Raw genomic sequence first — 15,909 nt, forward strand, 5'->3', positions numbered from 1 at the left:
ACCGTGCTCTACATCGCCTCGATGTGGGTCAACGGCATTACCCAGGGCCTGATGTGGCGCGCGGTCAACGAAGACGGCACCCTCACCTATTCCTTCGTCGAGGGCCTGGTGGCCAGTCATCCGGGCTTCGTGGTGCGCTTCGCCGGCGGCGTGTTCTTCCTCAGCGGCATGCTGCTGATGGCCTACAACACCTGGCGTACCGTGCGCGTGGCTGATTCCCGGCTGGCGCTGAGCGACGCCCGGATCGCCTGATCCGCCTCCAGACGCCGGCCTCGGGCCGGCGTTGTCATTCCAGGGAGCAAGACCGTCATGGACATTCTGTTCAACCTGCTGGGGGTGGCGTTTCTCTACCTCTGCATCGAGTACTGCCTGCGCCACCAGAGCGCCAAGAGCCTGGACGAGGCCAGCCTGATTCCCTTCGCCGACGATCCGGAAGTGGCGCGCCGGGTGGAGGCCGCCACCGGCAAGAAGATCGACGCCGTGGCTCCGGAGGAAGCCAAGCCGGGCTGGATCAACCTGCAGATGTAGCCGTCACGGCTCGCGCTGCTGGAACCGCAAACGGTACTGGCGTGGCGTCAACCCAAGGCCCTTGCGCAAGGCACTGCCCAGGTGCGATTGATGGGCAAAACCGCAGTCCTGGGCAATGGCTGCCAACGGCAGGTCGCTGTGTTCCAGCAAGCGCCGGGCCGCTTGCAGGCGGATCTCGGTGAGCCAGGCATGGGGCGTCATGCCCACCCCACGGCTGAAGTCCCGCAGCAGGCGCAACTCGTTATGCCCATAGGTGACGGCCAGTTGCGCCAGGGACAAGGGGTGGGCGTACTCATCGGCCATTCGCTGCAGTACCCGGCACAGATCGGCCACCGGCGGCTTGGTGGTAGGCTGCCAGGGCAAGCCGACAAAGGCCAGGGCGCACTGCTCCAAGGCCAGTTCGTCGGGCTGCGGCATTAACAACAACCGTCGGGCCTCGCGCCCCAAGGCCAAGGCGCGGGCATGTCCGGGGCTCTGCAGGCGCCGCTCGACGGCCTCCGACCAAAGCGGCCCCTGCCAACGGGCCAGCAGGTACTCACCCCCTTCGGCGGACTCGGAAAACACTTCGACCCCCTTGGGCGTCAGGGCCAGGGTTCCGGGCCAGGTGTCGAAATCCTCACGCCGGTCGGAGCCGATCGCATGCACTCCGCACTGGCGCTCCAGGGCCACGCCCAGGGTCTGCCATTGCACCGGGTCACGGGCGCTATAGGCCGCAGCCGGCAGCAGCTGCAGGACCAGCTGGCCGTCCAGCAAGCGATGTTCAAGCACCTGGGGCATGTGAAATTTCCTGATAGATCGCTGCCCTTGAGCAAGCCAGACTGAGCCGCATCCAACACGACCCAAGGAGTAGCAGATGCGCACCATCGGCCTGATCGGCGGCATGAGCTGGGAGTCCAGCGCCGAATACTATCGCCTGATCAACCAGCAGGTCCGCGACCGCCTGGGCGCCCTGCGTTCAGCGCGGCTGCTAATGTACAGCGTCGACTTCGGGCCTGTCGAACGGGCCCAGCACGCCGGAGACTGGGACGCGGCAGCGGCGATCCTGGTGGACGCCGCCCGGCGCCTGGAGGCCGGCGGCGCCGACTGCCTGGTGCTGTGCACCAACACCATGCACAAGGTGGCCGCCCCGATCCAGGCGGCGACGAACCTGCCTTTCCTGCACATTGCCGACCCCACCGCCCAGGCGGCGCTGGCCGCCGGCACCCTGAAGGTCGGCCTGCTGGGCACGGCCTTCACCATGGAGCAGGACTTCCTCAAGCAGCGCCTGGCCGACCAGGGCCTGCAAGTGCTGGTGCCGGATGCCGAGCAGCGCCTGGCCGTGCACCGGATCATCTATGAAGAGTTGTGCATGGGAGTGATCCGCGAACCATCGCGCAGACAGTACCAGCAGGTCATCCAGTCGCTGCAGGCCCGGGGGGCCCAGGCGGTGATCCTCGGCTGCACCGAAATCGGCCTGCTGCTCAAGCCGGAGCACAGCCCCCTGCCCCTGCTGGATACCACTGAGCTGCACGCCCAGGCGGCGGTGGCATTCGCCCTGGCTTGACGGGGAGCATGGCGCGGCAGGCGGATCGTGGAGCTACGGCTGCCGGGCAACCGCTCGCCGCCTCGCCAGGTCGGCAGCGGCCGCCGGAAGCGCGCGACTACCCAGCGGGCACTGGCGCCGGGCCAGGCCGCTGATGAGCGCCGCCAGCCTCAGTCTTGCAACAGGCTGGTCAGGCGTTCGCGGGAGGTTTCGGGTTCGCCTTCCACCGGTTGCGCGGAAGACAGGATGGGGCTGGAATAGAGCAACAGCAGAACCACAGTCAGACGCATCACCATGCTATCGATCCTTGCTCGGGAAAGAGTCAATAATTCAGCGCCAAATTTAAACACATGGCGATATGACACTACCAAGCAAAATTCGCCGTCCTGTGCGCCTGGTCGCAAACAGGTCATGCAGGAGCGACATCACTGCGCCAGTGATGTCGCTCCTGCATACTTGGATATGACGAGTCAGGCTCAGCTATGGGCCTTGTGATCCAGCGCGGCATAGAAGTTGGCGCTCTGTTGCAGGTATTTCTCGGTGTAGGTGTGGGTGGCGGATTTCTTCTGGCTGATTTCCACGTTGGCGCCGGCAGGCAGGGCCACGCTGGCGGAAATGGCCGAGGCGGCGATCACGGAGAAGAGATTGAAGTTCATGGGGTAACCCTCGTATTCGGTTGGCTGACTTGCCCGTGTGGGCCGTGGAGCAAACTTACTCTCGAGGGTTGGCGGGAAAAAATGCTTTGCACCAGTAGCCGATATCAGTGTCATTAATAGAAGCGCTCAGGCCCCGGATGCCGGGGCCTGCGGCTCATTGACGCACCAGGAACTTGATATCGCTAGGGGCATCGAACGGCATTTTTTGCACGGTCTTGCCCAGAAAACCGGTCTTGGCGTCACGCTCGATCACCACGATCTGGTTGCTCTTCTGGTTGCCGATCAGCACATAACGGTTGCTCGGATCGAGGCTGAATTCCCGTGGATGATCGCCTTCCACCGAACGGCGCTGGATTTCCTTGAGCTGGCCGTTGGCCGGGTCGATGGCGAACACCAGCAGCTGGTTGGCGGTGCCACGGTTGCTCACGTACAGGTACTGGCCGTCCTTGGAGGCATGCAGGGCTCCGGCGGCCTTCTTCTCCTTGCCGGCGTTGGCCGCCAGGTCGAGGATCTGGCGCTGGGTCAGCTTGCCGTCCTGGTAGTCGAACACCGCCACCTGGGCGCTCATCTCCAGGGTCAGGTAGGCATGCTTGCCATCGGCGCTGAACAGCAAATGGCGCGGGCCACTGCCCGGCGGCAACTGGACGAAGGCCGGATCGGCGGCGCTCAGCGGGTGCTCCGGATTGGCCTTGGGGTCGTAGCGGTAGACAAATATCTTGTCCGCCCCCAGGTCGCTGGCGAACAGGAACTTGCCATCCGGCGAGGACACCGACGAGTGCACGTGGGCCGACTGCTGGCGCTCGGGATCGACCCGGCTGGCCGGGTGGCTGCTCAACTGCACCACTGGCGACAGATGGCCGTCGGCGCTGACCGGAACCACCGCCAGGCTACCGCCCGGGTCCACGTCCACCGAGTAGTTGCTGACGAACAGGTAGCTGCCATCGGCGCTCAGGCTGGAATGGGTCGGCTCGTTGCCCTGGCTCTGCACCTGGTTGATCAGGTTCAGCTGATGGGTCTTGGGAGCCAGGCTGTAGCTGCTGACCCGGCCGATGGGGTCGGCCTGGCCCGGGCTGTTCTCGTTCACCGCGAAGACGAACTTCAGGTCCTTGGACAGGGTCAGCCAGGACGGGTTGGAGCTCTTGACCACCTGCAGCGGCTTGGGATCGATCTGCCCGGTACGCTCGTTGAAGCGCAGGCGGTACAGCCCCTGGCTCTGGCCCTGGGTGTAGGAGCCCACCAGCAGTTCCTGGGTCTCCACCGGCGCGGCCTGCACCGCCATGGCACCGACACTGCCAGCGATCAGCAGCGGCCAGAAATTACGCATCTTCATGGTCATCTTCCTCTTCGTCACGGGCACTGAACGCGCTCATGCACACCAGGCGGTGCTCGCCGCTGTCGCCCTCCACGACCCAGCTCTGCAAGGCCTGGTCGAAGTTCGCGGCCTGCACCTGGGCCAAGGTGAAGCTCCAGCGCTTGGCGGCGCGGCCATCCATGCACTCGATCAGCAATTGCTGGTCATCGAGGGTGAAGTCGAAGGCGTGCAGGCCATCGATCTCCAGCATGTCGCAGGCCTGGAGAGCGTTGAGCAAGGTGTCGGTAGCAGCGGTCATAGCGATCAGTCATCAGTTGGAAAGGCGCAATGATAGCCGATTGGCGCGGGGCGGTCGGGCCAGTATTGCGCCTCCTCGAAGCCGGATCACGCGCCCATGAAAAAGCCGCAACCTCATGGGGTTGCGGCTCTGCTAGACCGCCGCCGCTCAGTGGGCGAACAGCGAGCTGCCCTTCTGCCCCGCCAGCTTCTCGGGGCGGATCAGGAAGCGGGCCAGGGCTGGCAGCAGCCACAGCGCGCCGAACATGTTCCACAGCAGCATGAAGGTCAGCATCAGGCCCATGTCGGCCTGGAACTTGATGGCCGAGAAGATCCAGGTGCACACGCCGATGGCCAGGCACAGGCCGGTGAACAATACCGCCTTGCCGGTGGACCGCAGGGTCTGGTAGTAGGCCTCCTGCAACGACAACCCGGCCCGCAGGAAGCTTTCCAGGCGGCTGTAGATGTAGATGCCGTAGTCGACACCGATGCCCACGCCCAGCGCCACCACCGGCAGGGTCGCCACCTTGACCCCGATGCCCATGAAGGCCATCAGCGCGTTCCCCAGTACCGAAGTCAACACCAGCGGCAGGACGATGCACAGGGTCGCCGCCCAGGAACGGAAGGTGATCATGCACATGGCCGCCACGCAGATGTACACCAGGATCAAGATGGTCAGCTCCGAGGTCTTGATCACCTCGTTGGTGGCCGCCTCGATCCCCGCGTTACCCGCGGCCAGGATGAACTCCAGGCCATCCTTGTTGTTTTCCTTGGCGAACTCCTGCACCGCATGCACAGCGCGATTGAGGGTCTGGGCCTTGTGGTCGTTGAGGAACACCAGCACCGGGGCCAGGGAGCAGTTGTTGTTGTACAGGCCGTCGGCGCGGGCGATGGAGTTGTTCAGCACATCGGGGTTGCGCGATAGGGTTTCCCATTTCAGGTTGCCCTCGTTCATGCCCTTGATCATCTGCTTGGACACGGTCACCAGGGAAATCGCCGACTGCACGCCCTCGGTGTTCTGCATCTTCCACATCAGCTCGTCGATCGGCGCCATGGCTTCGTAGCGCGAGCAGCCCTCGGCGGCGGTCTTGACCATCACCACCAGCACGTCGGAGCTGGTGGAATAGTTGCTGATGATGAAGTTGTTGTCCTTGTTGTAGCGCGAATCCGGACGCAGCTCCGGCGCGCCCTGGTCGAGGTCGCCGATCTTCAGGTTCTGGCTGTACCAGAGACCGCCACCGAAGGCCACCAGGGCCAGGGCAATGGACACGGGAGCGACCTTGGGGCTGGCAAAGTTGGACAGCAGGCGCCAGAACGGATGCTCGCGAGAAGCGTCCTTCTTGCTGCGCTCCACGGCGCGCTGACTGATGCCGACATAGGAAATCGCCACCGGCAGCAGGATCAGGTTGGTGAACACGATCACCGCCACGCCGATGGAGGCGCCGATGGCCAGTTCGCGGATCACCCCGATATCGATGATCAGCAGCGTGATGAAACCCACGGCATCGGCCAGGATCGCGATCATGCCCGGCAGGAACAGCTGGCGGAACGTGCGCCGCGCCGCGGTCAGGGCGTTGTCGGCATCACTGGATTGCAAGGCGATGCCGTTGATCTTCTGCACCCCGTGGGAAATGCCGATGGCGAAGATCAGGAACGGCACCAGCATCGAGTACGGGTCCAGGCCGAAACCGATGGCATGCATCAGCCCCAGTTGCCAGACCACCGCCACCAGGGTGGTGATCAGCACCGCGATGGTGCTGCGGATGCACCAGGTGAACCAGTACAACAGCACCAGGGTAATGACGAAGGCCACGCCGAAGAACAGCACCACCATGATCAGGCCGTCGATCAGGTCGCCGACCTTCTTGGCGAAACCGACGATGTGGATCTTCACATTGGGGTTCTGCGCCTCGAACTTGTCGCGGATCTTCTCTTCCAGCTGGTGGGAGAACTTCTGGTAGTCCAGGGCCAGCAGCTTGCCCTGGTCCTGCGGGTCCGGATAGGACTCCAGCAGTGGGATATCGACGATGCTGGACTTGAAATCGTTGGCTACCAGGCGCCCCACCTGGCCGGACTTGAGCACGTTGTTGCGCAGCTTGTCGAGGCTCGCGGCGGAGCCGTTGTAGCTCTGGGGGATCACCTCGCCGCCGGCGAAACCTTCCTCGGTGACCTCGGTCCAGCGCACGCTGGGACTCCACAGGGACTTGAGCCCGGAGCGGTCGACGCCCGGGATGTAGAACACCTCGTCGTTGATCTGCCTGAGGGTCTCCATGTATTGCTGGGTAAAGATATCGCCGTCCCTGGCCTCCACCGAGATCCGTACGGTGTTGCCCAGGTTGGCCAGGTCATTGCGGTGCTCCATCATCCGCTCGATGAACGGGTGCTTGAGCGGAATCATCTTTTCGAAGCTGGTGGAGGGTCGGATCAGGGTTGCCTGCCAGAACAGGAAGACGCTGACCAGCAAGCAGATGAAGATGACTGCCGGGCGGTTGTTGAAAATCAGGCGTTCGAGAAAGTTCGCCTTGTCCTGGTGATGACTGCTCATGGAATTCCCCACCTTCTTATTATGTGCCCGGCCTATTTATTGCCGAGTTCAGCGCCCGTTGCCGCCGCGACGCGAACGCCGCCCTGCCCGGCCAGGATCAGGTTGCCGTTGCCGGCCGCACTCACCGATGACAGGGAAATGCGGTCCGGACGGTTGAATACGCTGAAGCTCTGGCCCTGGTCGGTACTGCGGATCACGCTACCGCCATGGCCGACTATCACCAGCGAGCCGTCGTCGAGCAGCGTGGCGCCAGACAAGCCGAATTCCAGGGCGCCGCGCGTGGCTTCGAGCCGCACCTGTTCCCAGGTGCCACCGAAATCCGTGGAGCGGTAGAGGTTGCCGCGCAGGCCGTAGACCAGCAGGGTCGCCGGCTGGCCGGTGCCGATCACACCGAACAGCGAGCCCTCGTAAGGGCCCTCGAGGCGCTCCCAGGTCTGCCCCTCATCGGCGGAGCGGAACATGCTGCCCTGCTCACCGACGATGAACAGCCCCGAGCCCCCGACCTGGGCAATGGCGTTGAGGTGGAGCTGGTCTTCGTTGTCCAGGCGCTCGCTGGCGTCTTCCCAGTGCTGGCCGCCATCGGTGGTTTCCAGGAAAGCGCCATAGGCCCCCACCGCATAACCGGTCCGGGCGTCCTTGAACCATACGTCCAATAGCGGTGCCTCGCGCTTGAGGTCCTGGAACTGCCGGGTCCAGGTGACACCGCCATCCTGGCTGGCGAGGATCTGCGCATCATGGCCCACGGCCCAGCCATGTTGCTCGTCGACGAAATACACCGCGGTCAGCAGTTGGCGACTGGGCACCTTGGCCTGGACCCAGCTTGCGCCCTGGTCATCGGAATAGAGAATGTGCCCACGATCGCCCACCGCCACCAGGCGCTTGCCGGCGTGGACCACATCGAGCATCAGGTTCTTCGCCGCCTTGGGCGATTCGATGGAATAGACAACCGTATCCGCAGCGCTGGCAGCGGCCAGGACCGGTGCCGGCAGTGTCGCGACACTCAACAGCAAGAGCGCTGCGGCCAACGATGCGACCCTACGCAACGCCGGCGGGCGGCCAGCAACCACACCCATGACAGGCTCACTCATGGACCTCTCCCCATTATTATTGTCAGGTCGTTCAACCTCTCAGGGCACCTGCAGGGTCTGGCGGGTGTTCGTCCGATCCAGCCGATCGTCCTGAAACCTGCAAGCTAGAGCCCCTTTGGCTGCGGGCTATCCTATCGGGCTTTGGAAACGTCTGACAATCGACGCCACGTTATCTTTTGTTAATCGCAGCCCCCAGCGCCGGGCCTGAATATTCGGGCATTCGTCGAAGTGATCGATACCCAGGCAGCGCTCATCGCAGCCTGCCGACAGCTCGCCGGGACTTAAGAGAGGGAGTGCGCAAACAAAAAGCCCGGCGCTGCCTGGGCAGCACCGGGCGCGAAGGCACGACAGGGTTGCCGTGCCCAGGGGCAGGTCAGGCCAGGCTCTTGCTGACCACTTCGAACACGTCGCTGGACAGCTCGCCCGAGGCACGAATGCGCTCCAGCTCGGCCTTCATCAACGCTTGCCGGGCGCTGTCGTACTTGCGCCAGCGAGTCAGCGGCGCCAGCTGGCGGGAGGCGATCTGCGGGTTGAGGCTGTTGAGCTGGATCACCAGGTCCGCCAGGAAGCGGTAGCCCGAACCGTCGGCGGCATGGAAGTTGATCAGGTTCTGGCCGGCAAAGGCCCCGATCAGCGCCCGTACCTTGTTCGGGTTCTTGATGTTGAACGCCGGATGCTGCATCAACGCCTTGACCCGCTCCAGGCCGCCGGGCAACGGGCTGGCCGCCTGGACGCTGAACCACTGGTCCATGACCAGTGCATTGCCCTTGAAGTTTTCGGCGAACACCGCCAGGGCCTGGGCCTTCTCGGCCTCGAACGGCGAATTGACCAGCACCGCCAGCGCGGTCAGGCGCTCGGTCATGTTGTCGGCACTGTCGAATTGCTCGATGGCGGCCGCCAGGACCTCCGGCTTGCCGGCCAGCATCAGGTAGGACAAGGCAATGTTCTGCAGCGCGCGGCGGGCGAAGTGCTCGGACTCGGCCACATAGGCGGTGGCCCGGGACTGCTCGCGATTGGCCTGGTAGCGCCTGAACAAGGCAGCGAACAACTGCTCGGCCAGTTGCTTGCGGGCGAACTCGCGGGCCACGTGGATGGCCTCGACGTCCGCTACCTCGCTGATCTCGGTGAGGTAGGCCTCGCCCGGCAACGACAGCATCTCGGCGACCATGGCCTGGTCCAGGCTTTCGTCGGCCAGCACGCTGCCCAGGGCGGTCACCAGTCGCTGATCCATGGCCAGGGCCTGGCCCTGTTGGTGCTGGGCGATCAGTTCCTGCAGTACCTGCACCGCCAGTTGCTGGCCGGCCTCCCAACGGTTGAAACCATCGCTGTCATGCTGCATGAGGAACATGAGCTGGTCACGATCGTAGGGGAAGCTCAGCTTCACCGGCGCCGAGAAACCACGCAGCAGCGACGGCAGCGGACGCTGGGCGACGTCGACGAAGGTGAAGGTCTGCTCGGCCTCGGTCACCGACAGCACACGGCTGGTACCAACGGCGGCGTCTTCGCCGACCAGGCGCAGCGCCAGGTCGTTGCCCGCGGCGTCCAACAGGCCCAGTGCCACGGGGATCACGAACGGCAGCTTGTCGACCTTGTCCGGCGTCTGCGGGCAGCTCTGGCGGAAGGTCAGGCTGTAGGTCCTAGCCGCTGCGTCATAGGCCTCGCTGACTGCCAGTCGTGGGGTGCCGGCCTGGCTGTACCAGCGCTTGAACTGGGTCAGGTCGATGCCGTTGGCATCTTCCATGGCCTTGACGAAGTCGTCGCAAGTCACGGCCTGGCCGTCGTGGCGCGCAAAGTACAGGTCGCTGCCCTTGCGGAAGCCCTCGGCGCCCAGCAGCGTGTGGATCATGCCCACTACTTCCGAGCCCTTCTCGTACACGGTCAGGGTGTAGAAGTTGGAGATCTCGATGAAGCTCTCCGGGCGCACGGCATGGGCCATGGGCCCGGCGTCCTCGGCGAACTGGTGGGTACGCAGGTAGGCCACGTCCTGGATGCGCTTGACCGTGCGCGAGTTCATGTCCGAGGAGAACCCGGCGTCGCGGAATACCGTGAAACCTTCCTTGAGCGACAGCTGGAACCAGTCGCGGCAGGTCACCCGGTTGCCCGACCAGTTGTGGAAATACTCGTGGGCGACGATGGCCTCGACCCGCTGGTGGGCCGCGTCGGTGGCGGTTTCGGCGCGAGCCAGCACGGCGCTGGAGTTGAAGATGTTCAGGCCCTTGTTTTCCATGGCGCCCATGTTGAAGTCGTTGACCGCGACGATCATGAAGATGTCCAGGTCATATTCCCGGCCATAGGTCTGCTCGTCCCAGCGCATGGACTTCTTCAGGCTGGTCATGGCGTGCTGGCACTTGTCGATGTTCTCCGGCTCGACATAGATGCGCAGCGCCACGTCGCGGCCGCTCATGGTGCAAAAACTGTCCTCGACGCACCACAGGTCCCCCGCCACCAGGGCGAACAGGTAGGCCGGCTTCATGAACGGGTCTTCCCAGGTCGCCCAATGCCGGCCGTCTTCGCCCGGGCCGCTGGCGATCGGGTTGCCGTTGGACAGCAGCACCGGGTAGCGGTGCTGCTCGGCCACCACGGTGGTGGTGAACTTGCTCATCACGTCCGGGCGGTCCAGGTAATAGGTGATCTTGCGAAACCCCTCGGCCTCGCACTGGGTGCAGAACATGCCGCTGGACTTGTACAGGCCTTCCAGGGCGGTATTGCTTTCGGGGTGGATCCGCACGCTGGTATCCACGGTGAAGCTGGCGCTGGTCGGATGCAGGGTGAGGTGGCTGTCGTCCAGCTGGTAGTCGGCCGCACCCAGGGGCTGGTCGGCCAGGCTCACCGACAGCAGCTCCAGTTGCTGGCCGTCGAGCACCAGGGGCGGCAGCCCGGCGCCACGGGCCGGGTTGCGGCGCATCACCAGTTGCGCGTGGACCAGGCTGTGATCCTCGAACAACTCGAAGGTCAGGTGGGTCTCGTCGATCAGGTACTCGGGGGCCTGATAGTCCTTCAGGTAGATCATCTTCGGCTGTTCGGTGCGCATGGCGAATTCCTTCTACTGATGCACGGCCAGCTGGTAGGCCGTGTACTTGCGAATGTTGATCACGCCGGTGTCGAAGATCAGGTACTGGCCCTTGATCCCCAGCAGGGTGCCTTCGGCGATCGGATTCTTGTCCAGGTTGAAGCTGACGATCTTGGCCGGGTACTGCTCGACCGGATAGCGGATTTCCAGGGGCTCGATATCGTGCACCGGCTGGATCGCCTGCAAACCGAAACGCTGCTGCAAGGCCAGCAAACCCTCGGCGCAGGATGCGAACAGCTGCTCGCGCACCTGGACCAGGTCCACGGCCTGTGCGTCGCCCTTGAGCAAGGCCCGCCAGTTGGTCTTGTCGGCTACCTGGGTGCGGAACAGATCCTCGACGAAACCCGATTGCTGGCGGGTGGCCACGCGCATGATCGGCAGCGCCTGGCTGGCGCCCTGGTCGAGCCAGCGGGTGGGCAACTGGGTGGCCCGGGTGATGCCGACCTTGATCCCCGAGGAGTTGGCCAGGTAGACCACGTGGTCGGTCATGCAGAACTGCTCGCCCCAGGACGGCTCGCGGCAAGTGCCGGCGTCGTAGTGGCAACGCTCCGGGCTCATGATGCAGGCATCGCACTGGGCCAGCTTGGTCATGCACGGATAGCAGTAGCCCTGGCTGAAGCTGGTCTTGGTCTTGCGCCCGCAATGGGTGCAGTGGATTGCCCCCAGGTATTCCAGGCGCAGCTTGCTGCCGATCAAGGGATTGACCGGCACTTCGCTGTCGCCCAGGCGGAAGGCATATTGCACGTTCGGCCCGTCCAGACGGGTCGACATTTTACGGATGGAGCCGCGGCCGATCTCGATCAATGGATGGCATCCGACTTGAACAGGATGTTCGGCACGGCCTCGGCCTTGGACGAGCACTCCTGCGGGCCCATGTAGCCGGTGCGCTCTTCCTCGGGCAGGTTGTGCATTTCCCAGGCGATCATGGCCTGCAGCGACAGCTCACGCTGCTCGGGGGTGAGCTTGCGGCCATCGGACCATTTGCCGATCTCCACCGCCAGCTTCAGGCTGCGATAGATATCGGGGGTGATGTTTTCGATCATTTCGACAAAGGACGACATACAGGACTCCAGGAATTAGAGGGCCAGTTTACGGCGGCTGTACAAGCCGCCCAACAAACCAGTGAGGCAACCGACGAGCAACCCGCCGACATGGGCGGCATTGGCGATTTCACCGAAGCCGATCATCGAGACCAGCCCGGACAGGCACAGCAGCAACCACACCAGCATCATCACCAGCACACCACGGGGCAGGCGATAAATGGGGTTGGGCGACAGCCATTGATAGATCCAGCAATGCCCCAGCAGGCCGTACAGCACCCCGGACAAACCACCGAACAGGCTGGGGCCGCTGAAATGATATTGCGCGTAATTGGAAACCAGGCTGAACAACAGGGTCAGGCCCAGCAGGTTGATGCTGCCCTGGCGCCACTCGATGCGCCGCCCCAGCTCCCAATACCACATGCCGTTCATGGCGATGTGCAGGATGCCGAAGTGGATCAGCATCGGCGTCACCAGCCGCCACCACTGCCCTGCCGCCAGGCCGTCGGCCAGGGGGCGGAACTGCAGGTAGTCGCCGGCTACGCGAAAATCGAGGAAGGTGAACCAGCTCAGCACTTGCAGGTTGTCCCCCAGCAACGTGATGCCGCAGACCACCAGGCTCAGGACCAGCACCAGTGCCGTCACCGGGCTGCGCCACAGCTGCTGGGCCAGGCCAGGCCCCTCGGAGGCAGTGGCCTGGGGAATGTCCAGCTGTTGCTCGGGATCGCCCTTTGGGAAGCGCTGATACAGGTCCAGCACGTCCTCGCGGAGGGACTCGGGCACCCACAGCACCTGCTCCCCGGCTTCCTCGCTGACCCGATGAGGCACCTGCATGCGTTGCAAGAGTTTGACGAAACCGCTGAGGTCGGTGGCCAGGGGCAGGCGCAAAATCGCTACAGCACTCATCGCCTTACCTCGGGCCGCTCGACGTCGACCCAGACGAACTTGTTCGGGTCCAGGCGCGTTTCCTGGTCCAGGCGATAGGCGGCGAGCTTGCCGTAGAGCACCGCGCTGTAATCCAGGCAAGCCAGGTTGGGCCGGATCGGCGCCGGCGTACCGCTGCGCCAGTAGTGGCCGACGAACAGCAGCGGCTCCTCGATCCCGTAGCGCAGCAGGCTGTTCTTCTCGTCCCGGGATAACGGCGTGCGAGCCACCGGCTCGGGCAAGGCATCGGGCTGGAAGACGATGTCGCCATAGGTCTGCGGATCGTCTTCCCAGAACTTGGTGCGGAAGAACGAACGGGTCAGGCCATCGCCGCTGGTCATGGTCAGGCCATGGGGCAGGCGCATGTCGGTGCCCCGCAGCAGGCGGTCGAAAGCATGGCTGGCGAAGCTGTCAGGCAGCGCCGAGGCTTGCAGGAAGTCGCGATCGATGCAGCCGTCCGGGTAGCGCTGGCGTAGCTGGGCGATCAGCGTCGAATCCCAGCAGGCGTGCACCACGCGGAAGCGCCCGGCGTCGACGAACAACGGCATCCGGTAGAACCACTCAAGGAAGTCGTGCCAGTCGCCGGGGTGCTGTTCGAACTGGACCAGGGTCTCGTGGATCAGCCGGGCATGGCGCGGGGTGTGTTCGCGCACGAACTGCTTGCCGCTGCCCTCGGCCGCCGGGGTGCTCCAGCCCAGGGCGTTGAACTCGTGGTTGCCCATGATGCACAACGCCTGGCCGGCCTCGACCATGTCGTGGACGATGTGCAAAGCCTCGCGAATCCGCGGGCCGCGATCGATGATGTCGCCAAGGAACACCGCCATGCGTGACGGGTGCCGCCAAACGCCGCCCTGCTTGTGGTAACCGAGCCGGTCCAGCAGGTGTTCGAGGGTCAGGGCACAACCGTGCACGTCACCGACCAGGTCGTAGCTACGCGCGGGATCGAGCATCAGTCGCCTCCACCACCCAGGCGGCTGCCCCAGCCGAGCTTGGTCCGGCAGACCTCGTAGTAGTTGTGGTCCAGCGGATGGATCAGGCGCAGCTTCTGGGCCTTCTTGCTGACCGTGATGGTATCGCCCGGTGCGCAGGTGAAGTGGTTCTGCCCGTCGCAGGAAACCTGCGGATAGATCTGCATATCTTTGGACACGACGATTTTCAGCTCACTGTTGCCATCGACCACGATCGGCCGTCCGGACAAGGTATGGGGGTACATCGGCACGATCACAATGGCATCGAGCTTGGGATGCATGATCGGGCCACCGGCGGACAGGGCATAGGCCGTGGAGCCGGTGGGAGTGGCGACGATCAGGCCGTCGGCCTTCTGGCTGCAGACGAACTGGCCGTCGATGTAGATTTCGAACTCGATCATCCGGGTCGACTTGCCCGGGTGCAGCACCACGTCGTTCAAGGCATCGCCCTGGCCGATGGCCTCGGCATGCCGGCGCACCTCGGCCTGCAGCAGGAAACGGTTCTCCACCAGGTAATGGCCGTCCAGCACCTCGGCGACCTTGATCTCCAGTTCGTCGGGACGGATATCGGTGAGAAAGCCCAGGCTGCCGCGGTTGATCCCCAGCACCGGGATATTGTGACGCGCCAGGGCCCGGGCGGCGCCCAGCAGGCTGCCGTCGCCACCGACCACGATGACCATGTCGCAGACCTCGCCCAAGAGCTTGCGCGAGGAGGTCTGCAGGCCGTGGCCTGGGAGGACTTCGGCGATGGTGTCCTCGAGGATCACGTGCAGGTGGCGTTCGAGCAGAAACTTTTTCAGTCGGCGAACTGTGTCCAGCACCTGGGAACTGCCCAGGCGACCGATAATGCCGATATTGCGAAATTGCTCCATGGGGCTCCTGCGGGGGTTCGGGCGAAACCGAGGATTATGGGCGAAACCCGGCGCCAGACAAAATCCTTTCAGCCGTACAGGCTCGGCCGGCGCCCGGGTGGCAGGTATTTATCGCGAGCCGCCGCGGTTTGCGTCTATGCTCGCAACATGCTCCCGTTCGCCGATTTGCTCAACCTCCCCCGCCAGCTACGCCAGCCCGAAGTGCGCGATCTGGCCTGGGTGATCCTCGCCCCGCCAATGCTCAGCGCCACGCCCTGGCCCCAACGCCACCCCCTGGCCGGCAGCGACTGGACCCTGGAGCCGCAACGGCTGGCCCACTGGCTACAAGTGCAGGACCAGGACAGCGGCGCACTGCGCCAGTGGCTCAGCCGCAGCCCGACCCGGCGCCTGGGCCTGTACTACGAGCGGCTCTGGCAGTTCGCCGTGCAGCACGCCCCGGGAGTGGAGCTATTGGCGGCCAACCTGCCGATCCGCCGTGACGGCCATACCCTGGGCGAGCTGGACATGCTCCTGCGCGACCGCGACGGGGTGCACCACCTGGAACTGGCGATCAAGCTCTACCTCGGCCCGCAGCAAGGGCCCGGCGGCGATAGCGCGCAATGGCTGGGCCCGGGCTGCCACGACCGCCTGGACCGCAAGCTGGCCCACCTGGCCGCGCACCAGCTGCCGCTTTCGGCCCGGGAAGAAAGCCACGCCACCCTGGCGGCGCTGGAGGTCGGCCAACCCAGCGCCCACCTGTGGCTCGGCGGCTATCTGCTGTATCCCTGGCCGGGCCATGCCGACCCGCCCCTGGGCGCCCATCCGCAGCACTTGCGCGGGCGCTGGCTGCATCAGCGCGACTGGCCGGCGTTCATCGGCAAGAGTCCGCCGGGACGCTGGCAGCCCCTGCCCCGGCATGCCTGGCTGGCCCCGGCGCGCTACCCCGGCGAACACACCTGGAGCGCCGCCCAGTTGCAGCAATGGCTGGCCGAGCTCGATCCCCAGGCTCCGGCGCAACTGCTGGTGCGCCTGCAAGAGAGCGCCGAAGGCGACTGGATCGAGGCCGAGCGCCTGTTCCTGGTAGCCGACCAGTGGCCCGACCTGCCCGCCGTACCCCAGCCCTAGCCCG

General features: G+C 64.6%; 16 protein-coding genes and 1 pseudogene. 4 read left to right on the forward strand and 13 right to left on the reverse strand.

The annotated features are described in order from the left end of the window. Both H7A76_RS26225 and H7A76_RS26230 read left to right on the forward strand, forming a co-directional pair. A pseudogene (locus H7A76_RS26225) lies at positions 1 to 252 on the forward strand (cytochrome C oxidase Cbb3); the annotation flags it as partial. Positions 253 to 309: 57 nt separating this feature from the next. Beyond that, a complete protein-coding gene (locus H7A76_RS26230; protein WP_185701200.1) occupies positions 310 to 528 on the forward strand; it encodes a cbb3-type cytochrome c oxidase subunit 3 in 219 nt (72 codons plus the stop codon). A gap of 3 nt (positions 529 to 531) precedes the next feature. Here the strand turns inward: H7A76_RS26230 and H7A76_RS26235 are convergent, their stop codons facing one another. After that, a complete protein-coding gene (locus H7A76_RS26235; protein WP_185701201.1) occupies positions 532 to 1,305 on the reverse strand; it encodes a helix-turn-helix domain-containing protein in 774 nt (257 codons plus the stop codon). 76 nt (positions 1,306 to 1,381) lie between these two features. Here H7A76_RS26235 and H7A76_RS26240 point away from each other — a divergent pair, with 76 nt between their 5' ends. Then, positions 1,382 to 2,071, forward strand: coding sequence for an aspartate/glutamate racemase family protein (locus tag H7A76_RS26240; RefSeq protein ID WP_185701202.1), 690 nt, complete (start codon positions 1,382 to 1,384; stop codon positions 2,069 to 2,071). A 149-nt stretch (positions 2,072 to 2,220) separates the two neighbouring features. Here the strand turns inward: H7A76_RS26240 and H7A76_RS32495 are convergent, their stop codons facing one another. The 12 genes from H7A76_RS32495 to H7A76_RS26295 all read right to left on the reverse strand — a co-directional run bounded on the left by H7A76_RS32495 (position 2,221) and on the right by H7A76_RS26295 (position 14,801). Then, the gene (locus H7A76_RS32495; protein WP_260498087.1) at positions 2,221 to 2,346 is read right to left on the reverse strand and encodes a hypothetical protein; all 126 of its coding nucleotides are present in this window, start codon (positions 2,344 to 2,346) and stop codon (positions 2,221 to 2,223) included. Positions 2,347 to 2,526: 180 nt separating this feature from the next. Further along, positions 2,527 to 2,706, reverse strand: coding sequence for a hypothetical protein (locus tag H7A76_RS26245; protein ID WP_185701203.1), 180 nt, complete (start codon positions 2,704 to 2,706; stop codon positions 2,527 to 2,529). Between the two features lie 154 nt (positions 2,707 to 2,860). Next, positions 2,861 to 4,036: a lactonase family protein gene (locus H7A76_RS26250; RefSeq protein ID WP_185701204.1), complete on the reverse strand. Its 1,176-nt coding sequence runs from the start codon at positions 4,034 to 4,036 to the stop codon at positions 2,861 to 2,863. Continuing rightward, a complete protein-coding gene (locus tag H7A76_RS26255) occupies positions 4,023 to 4,316 on the reverse strand; it encodes a DUF5629 family protein (protein WP_185701205.1) in 294 nt (97 codons plus the stop codon). Before H7A76_RS26255 ends, H7A76_RS26250 begins: the two co-directional genes overlap by 14 nt. Before the next feature lie 147 nt (positions 4,317 to 4,463). Then, positions 4,464 to 6,839, reverse strand: a complete 2,376-nt coding sequence (locus tag H7A76_RS26260; protein ID WP_185701206.1) for an efflux RND transporter permease subunit — start codon at positions 6,837 to 6,839, stop codon at positions 4,464 to 4,466. A 32-nt stretch (positions 6,840 to 6,871) separates the two neighbouring features. Then, the gene (locus H7A76_RS26265) at positions 6,872 to 7,927 is read right to left on the reverse strand and encodes a WD40/YVTN/BNR-like repeat-containing protein (protein ID WP_185701207.1); all 1,056 of its coding nucleotides are present in this window, start codon (positions 7,925 to 7,927) and stop codon (positions 6,872 to 6,874) included. Positions 7,928 to 8,300: 373 nt separating this feature from the next. Continuing rightward, the gene (pepN, locus tag H7A76_RS26270; protein WP_185701208.1) at positions 8,301 to 10,958 is read right to left on the reverse strand and encodes an aminopeptidase N; all 2,658 of its coding nucleotides are present in this window, start codon (positions 10,956 to 10,958) and stop codon (positions 8,301 to 8,303) included. A gap of 12 nt (positions 10,959 to 10,970) precedes the next feature. Beyond that, entirely contained in the window at positions 10,971 to 11,801 is an 831-nt protein-coding gene (locus tag H7A76_RS26275) for a DUF2797 domain-containing protein (protein ID WP_185701209.1), read from the reverse strand. Next, entirely contained in the window at positions 11,798 to 12,058 is a 261-nt protein-coding gene (locus H7A76_RS26280; protein ID WP_085597477.1) for a YeaC family protein, read from the reverse strand. Before H7A76_RS26280 ends, H7A76_RS26275 begins: the two co-directional genes overlap by 4 nt. 15 nt (positions 12,059 to 12,073) lie before the next feature. Then, complete coding sequence (locus H7A76_RS26285) at positions 12,074 to 12,943, reverse strand: rhomboid family intramembrane serine protease (RefSeq protein ID WP_185701210.1); 870 nt, start codon at positions 12,941 to 12,943, stop codon at positions 12,074 to 12,076. Continuing rightward, positions 12,940 to 13,914 (reverse strand): metallophosphoesterase, encoded by a 975-nt coding sequence (locus H7A76_RS26290; RefSeq protein ID WP_185701267.1) that lies wholly within the window; start codon positions 13,912 to 13,914, stop codon positions 12,940 to 12,942. The genes H7A76_RS26285 and H7A76_RS26290 overlap by 4 nt, the downstream gene beginning before the upstream one ends. Next, on the reverse strand, positions 13,911 to 14,801 hold the full coding sequence (locus H7A76_RS26295; RefSeq protein ID WP_085597474.1) for an NAD(+) kinase: 891 nt from the start codon (positions 14,799 to 14,801) through the stop codon (positions 13,911 to 13,913). The genes H7A76_RS26290 and H7A76_RS26295 overlap by 4 nt, the downstream gene beginning before the upstream one ends. Positions 14,802 to 14,948: 147 nt before the next feature. Between H7A76_RS26295 and H7A76_RS26300 the strand changes: the two genes are divergently transcribed. Continuing rightward, complete coding sequence (locus H7A76_RS26300; protein ID WP_185701211.1) at positions 14,949 to 15,905, forward strand: DUF1853 family protein; 957 nt, start codon at positions 14,949 to 14,951, stop codon at positions 15,903 to 15,905. Positions 15,906 to 15,909: the final 4 nt, after the last annotated feature.

It is taken from the genome of Pseudomonas sp. MSSRFD41, from assembly GCF_014230245.1.
Lineage (GTDB): Bacteria > Pseudomonadota > Gammaproteobacteria > Pseudomonadales > Pseudomonadaceae > Aquipseudomonas > Aquipseudomonas piscis.

What these genes read in the sequence shown, in the direction of transcription:
- H7A76_RS26250 (WP_185701204.1), bottom strand. Translation starts at nt 4,036, where the DNA reads ATGAAGATGCGTAATTTCTGGCCGCTGCTGATCGCTGGCAGTGTCGGT.
- H7A76_RS26235 (WP_185701201.1), bottom strand. Translation starts at nt 1,305, where the DNA reads ATGCCCCAGGTGCTTGAACATCGCTTGCTGGACGGCCAGCTGGTCCTG.
- H7A76_RS26230 (WP_185701200.1), top strand. Translation starts at nt 310, where the DNA reads ATGGACATTCTGTTCAACCTGCTGGGGGTGGCGTTTCTCTACCTCTGC.
- H7A76_RS26245 (WP_185701203.1), bottom strand. Translation starts at nt 2,706, where the DNA reads ATGAACTTCAATCTCTTCTCCGTGATCGCCGCCTCGGCCATTTCCGCC.
- H7A76_RS26285 (WP_185701210.1), bottom strand. Translation starts at nt 12,943, where the DNA reads ATGAGTGCTGTAGCGATTTTGCGCCTGCCCCTGGCCACCGACCTCAGC.
- H7A76_RS26240 (WP_185701202.1), top strand. Translation starts at nt 1,382, where the DNA reads ATGCGCACCATCGGCCTGATCGGCGGCATGAGCTGGGAGTCCAGCGCC.
- H7A76_RS26255 (WP_185701205.1), bottom strand. Translation starts at nt 4,316, where the DNA reads ATGACCGCTGCTACCGACACCTTGCTCAACGCTCTCCAGGCCTGCGAC.
- H7A76_RS32495 (WP_260498087.1), bottom strand. Translation starts at nt 2,346, where the DNA reads ATGGTGATGCGTCTGACTGTGGTTCTGCTGTTGCTCTATTCCAGCCCC.
- H7A76_RS26265 (WP_185701207.1), bottom strand. Translation starts at nt 7,927, where the DNA reads ATGAGTGAGCCTGTCATGGGTGTGGTTGCTGGCCGCCCGCCGGCGTTG.
- H7A76_RS26260 (WP_185701206.1), bottom strand. Translation starts at nt 6,839, where the DNA reads ATGAGCAGTCATCACCAGGACAAGGCGAACTTTCTCGAACGCCTGATT.
- H7A76_RS26300 (WP_185701211.1), top strand. Translation starts at nt 14,949, where the DNA reads ATGCTCCCGTTCGCCGATTTGCTCAACCTCCCCCGCCAGCTACGCCAG.
- H7A76_RS26280 (WP_085597477.1), bottom strand. Translation starts at nt 12,058, where the DNA reads ATGTCGTCCTTTGTCGAAATGATCGAAAACATCACCCCCGATATCTAT.
- H7A76_RS26295 (WP_085597474.1), bottom strand. Translation starts at nt 14,801, where the DNA reads ATGGAGCAATTTCGCAATATCGGCATTATCGGTCGCCTGGGCAGTTCC.
- pepN (WP_185701208.1), bottom strand. Translation starts at nt 10,958, where the DNA reads ATGCGCACCGAACAGCCGAAGATGATCTACCTGAAGGACTATCAGGCC.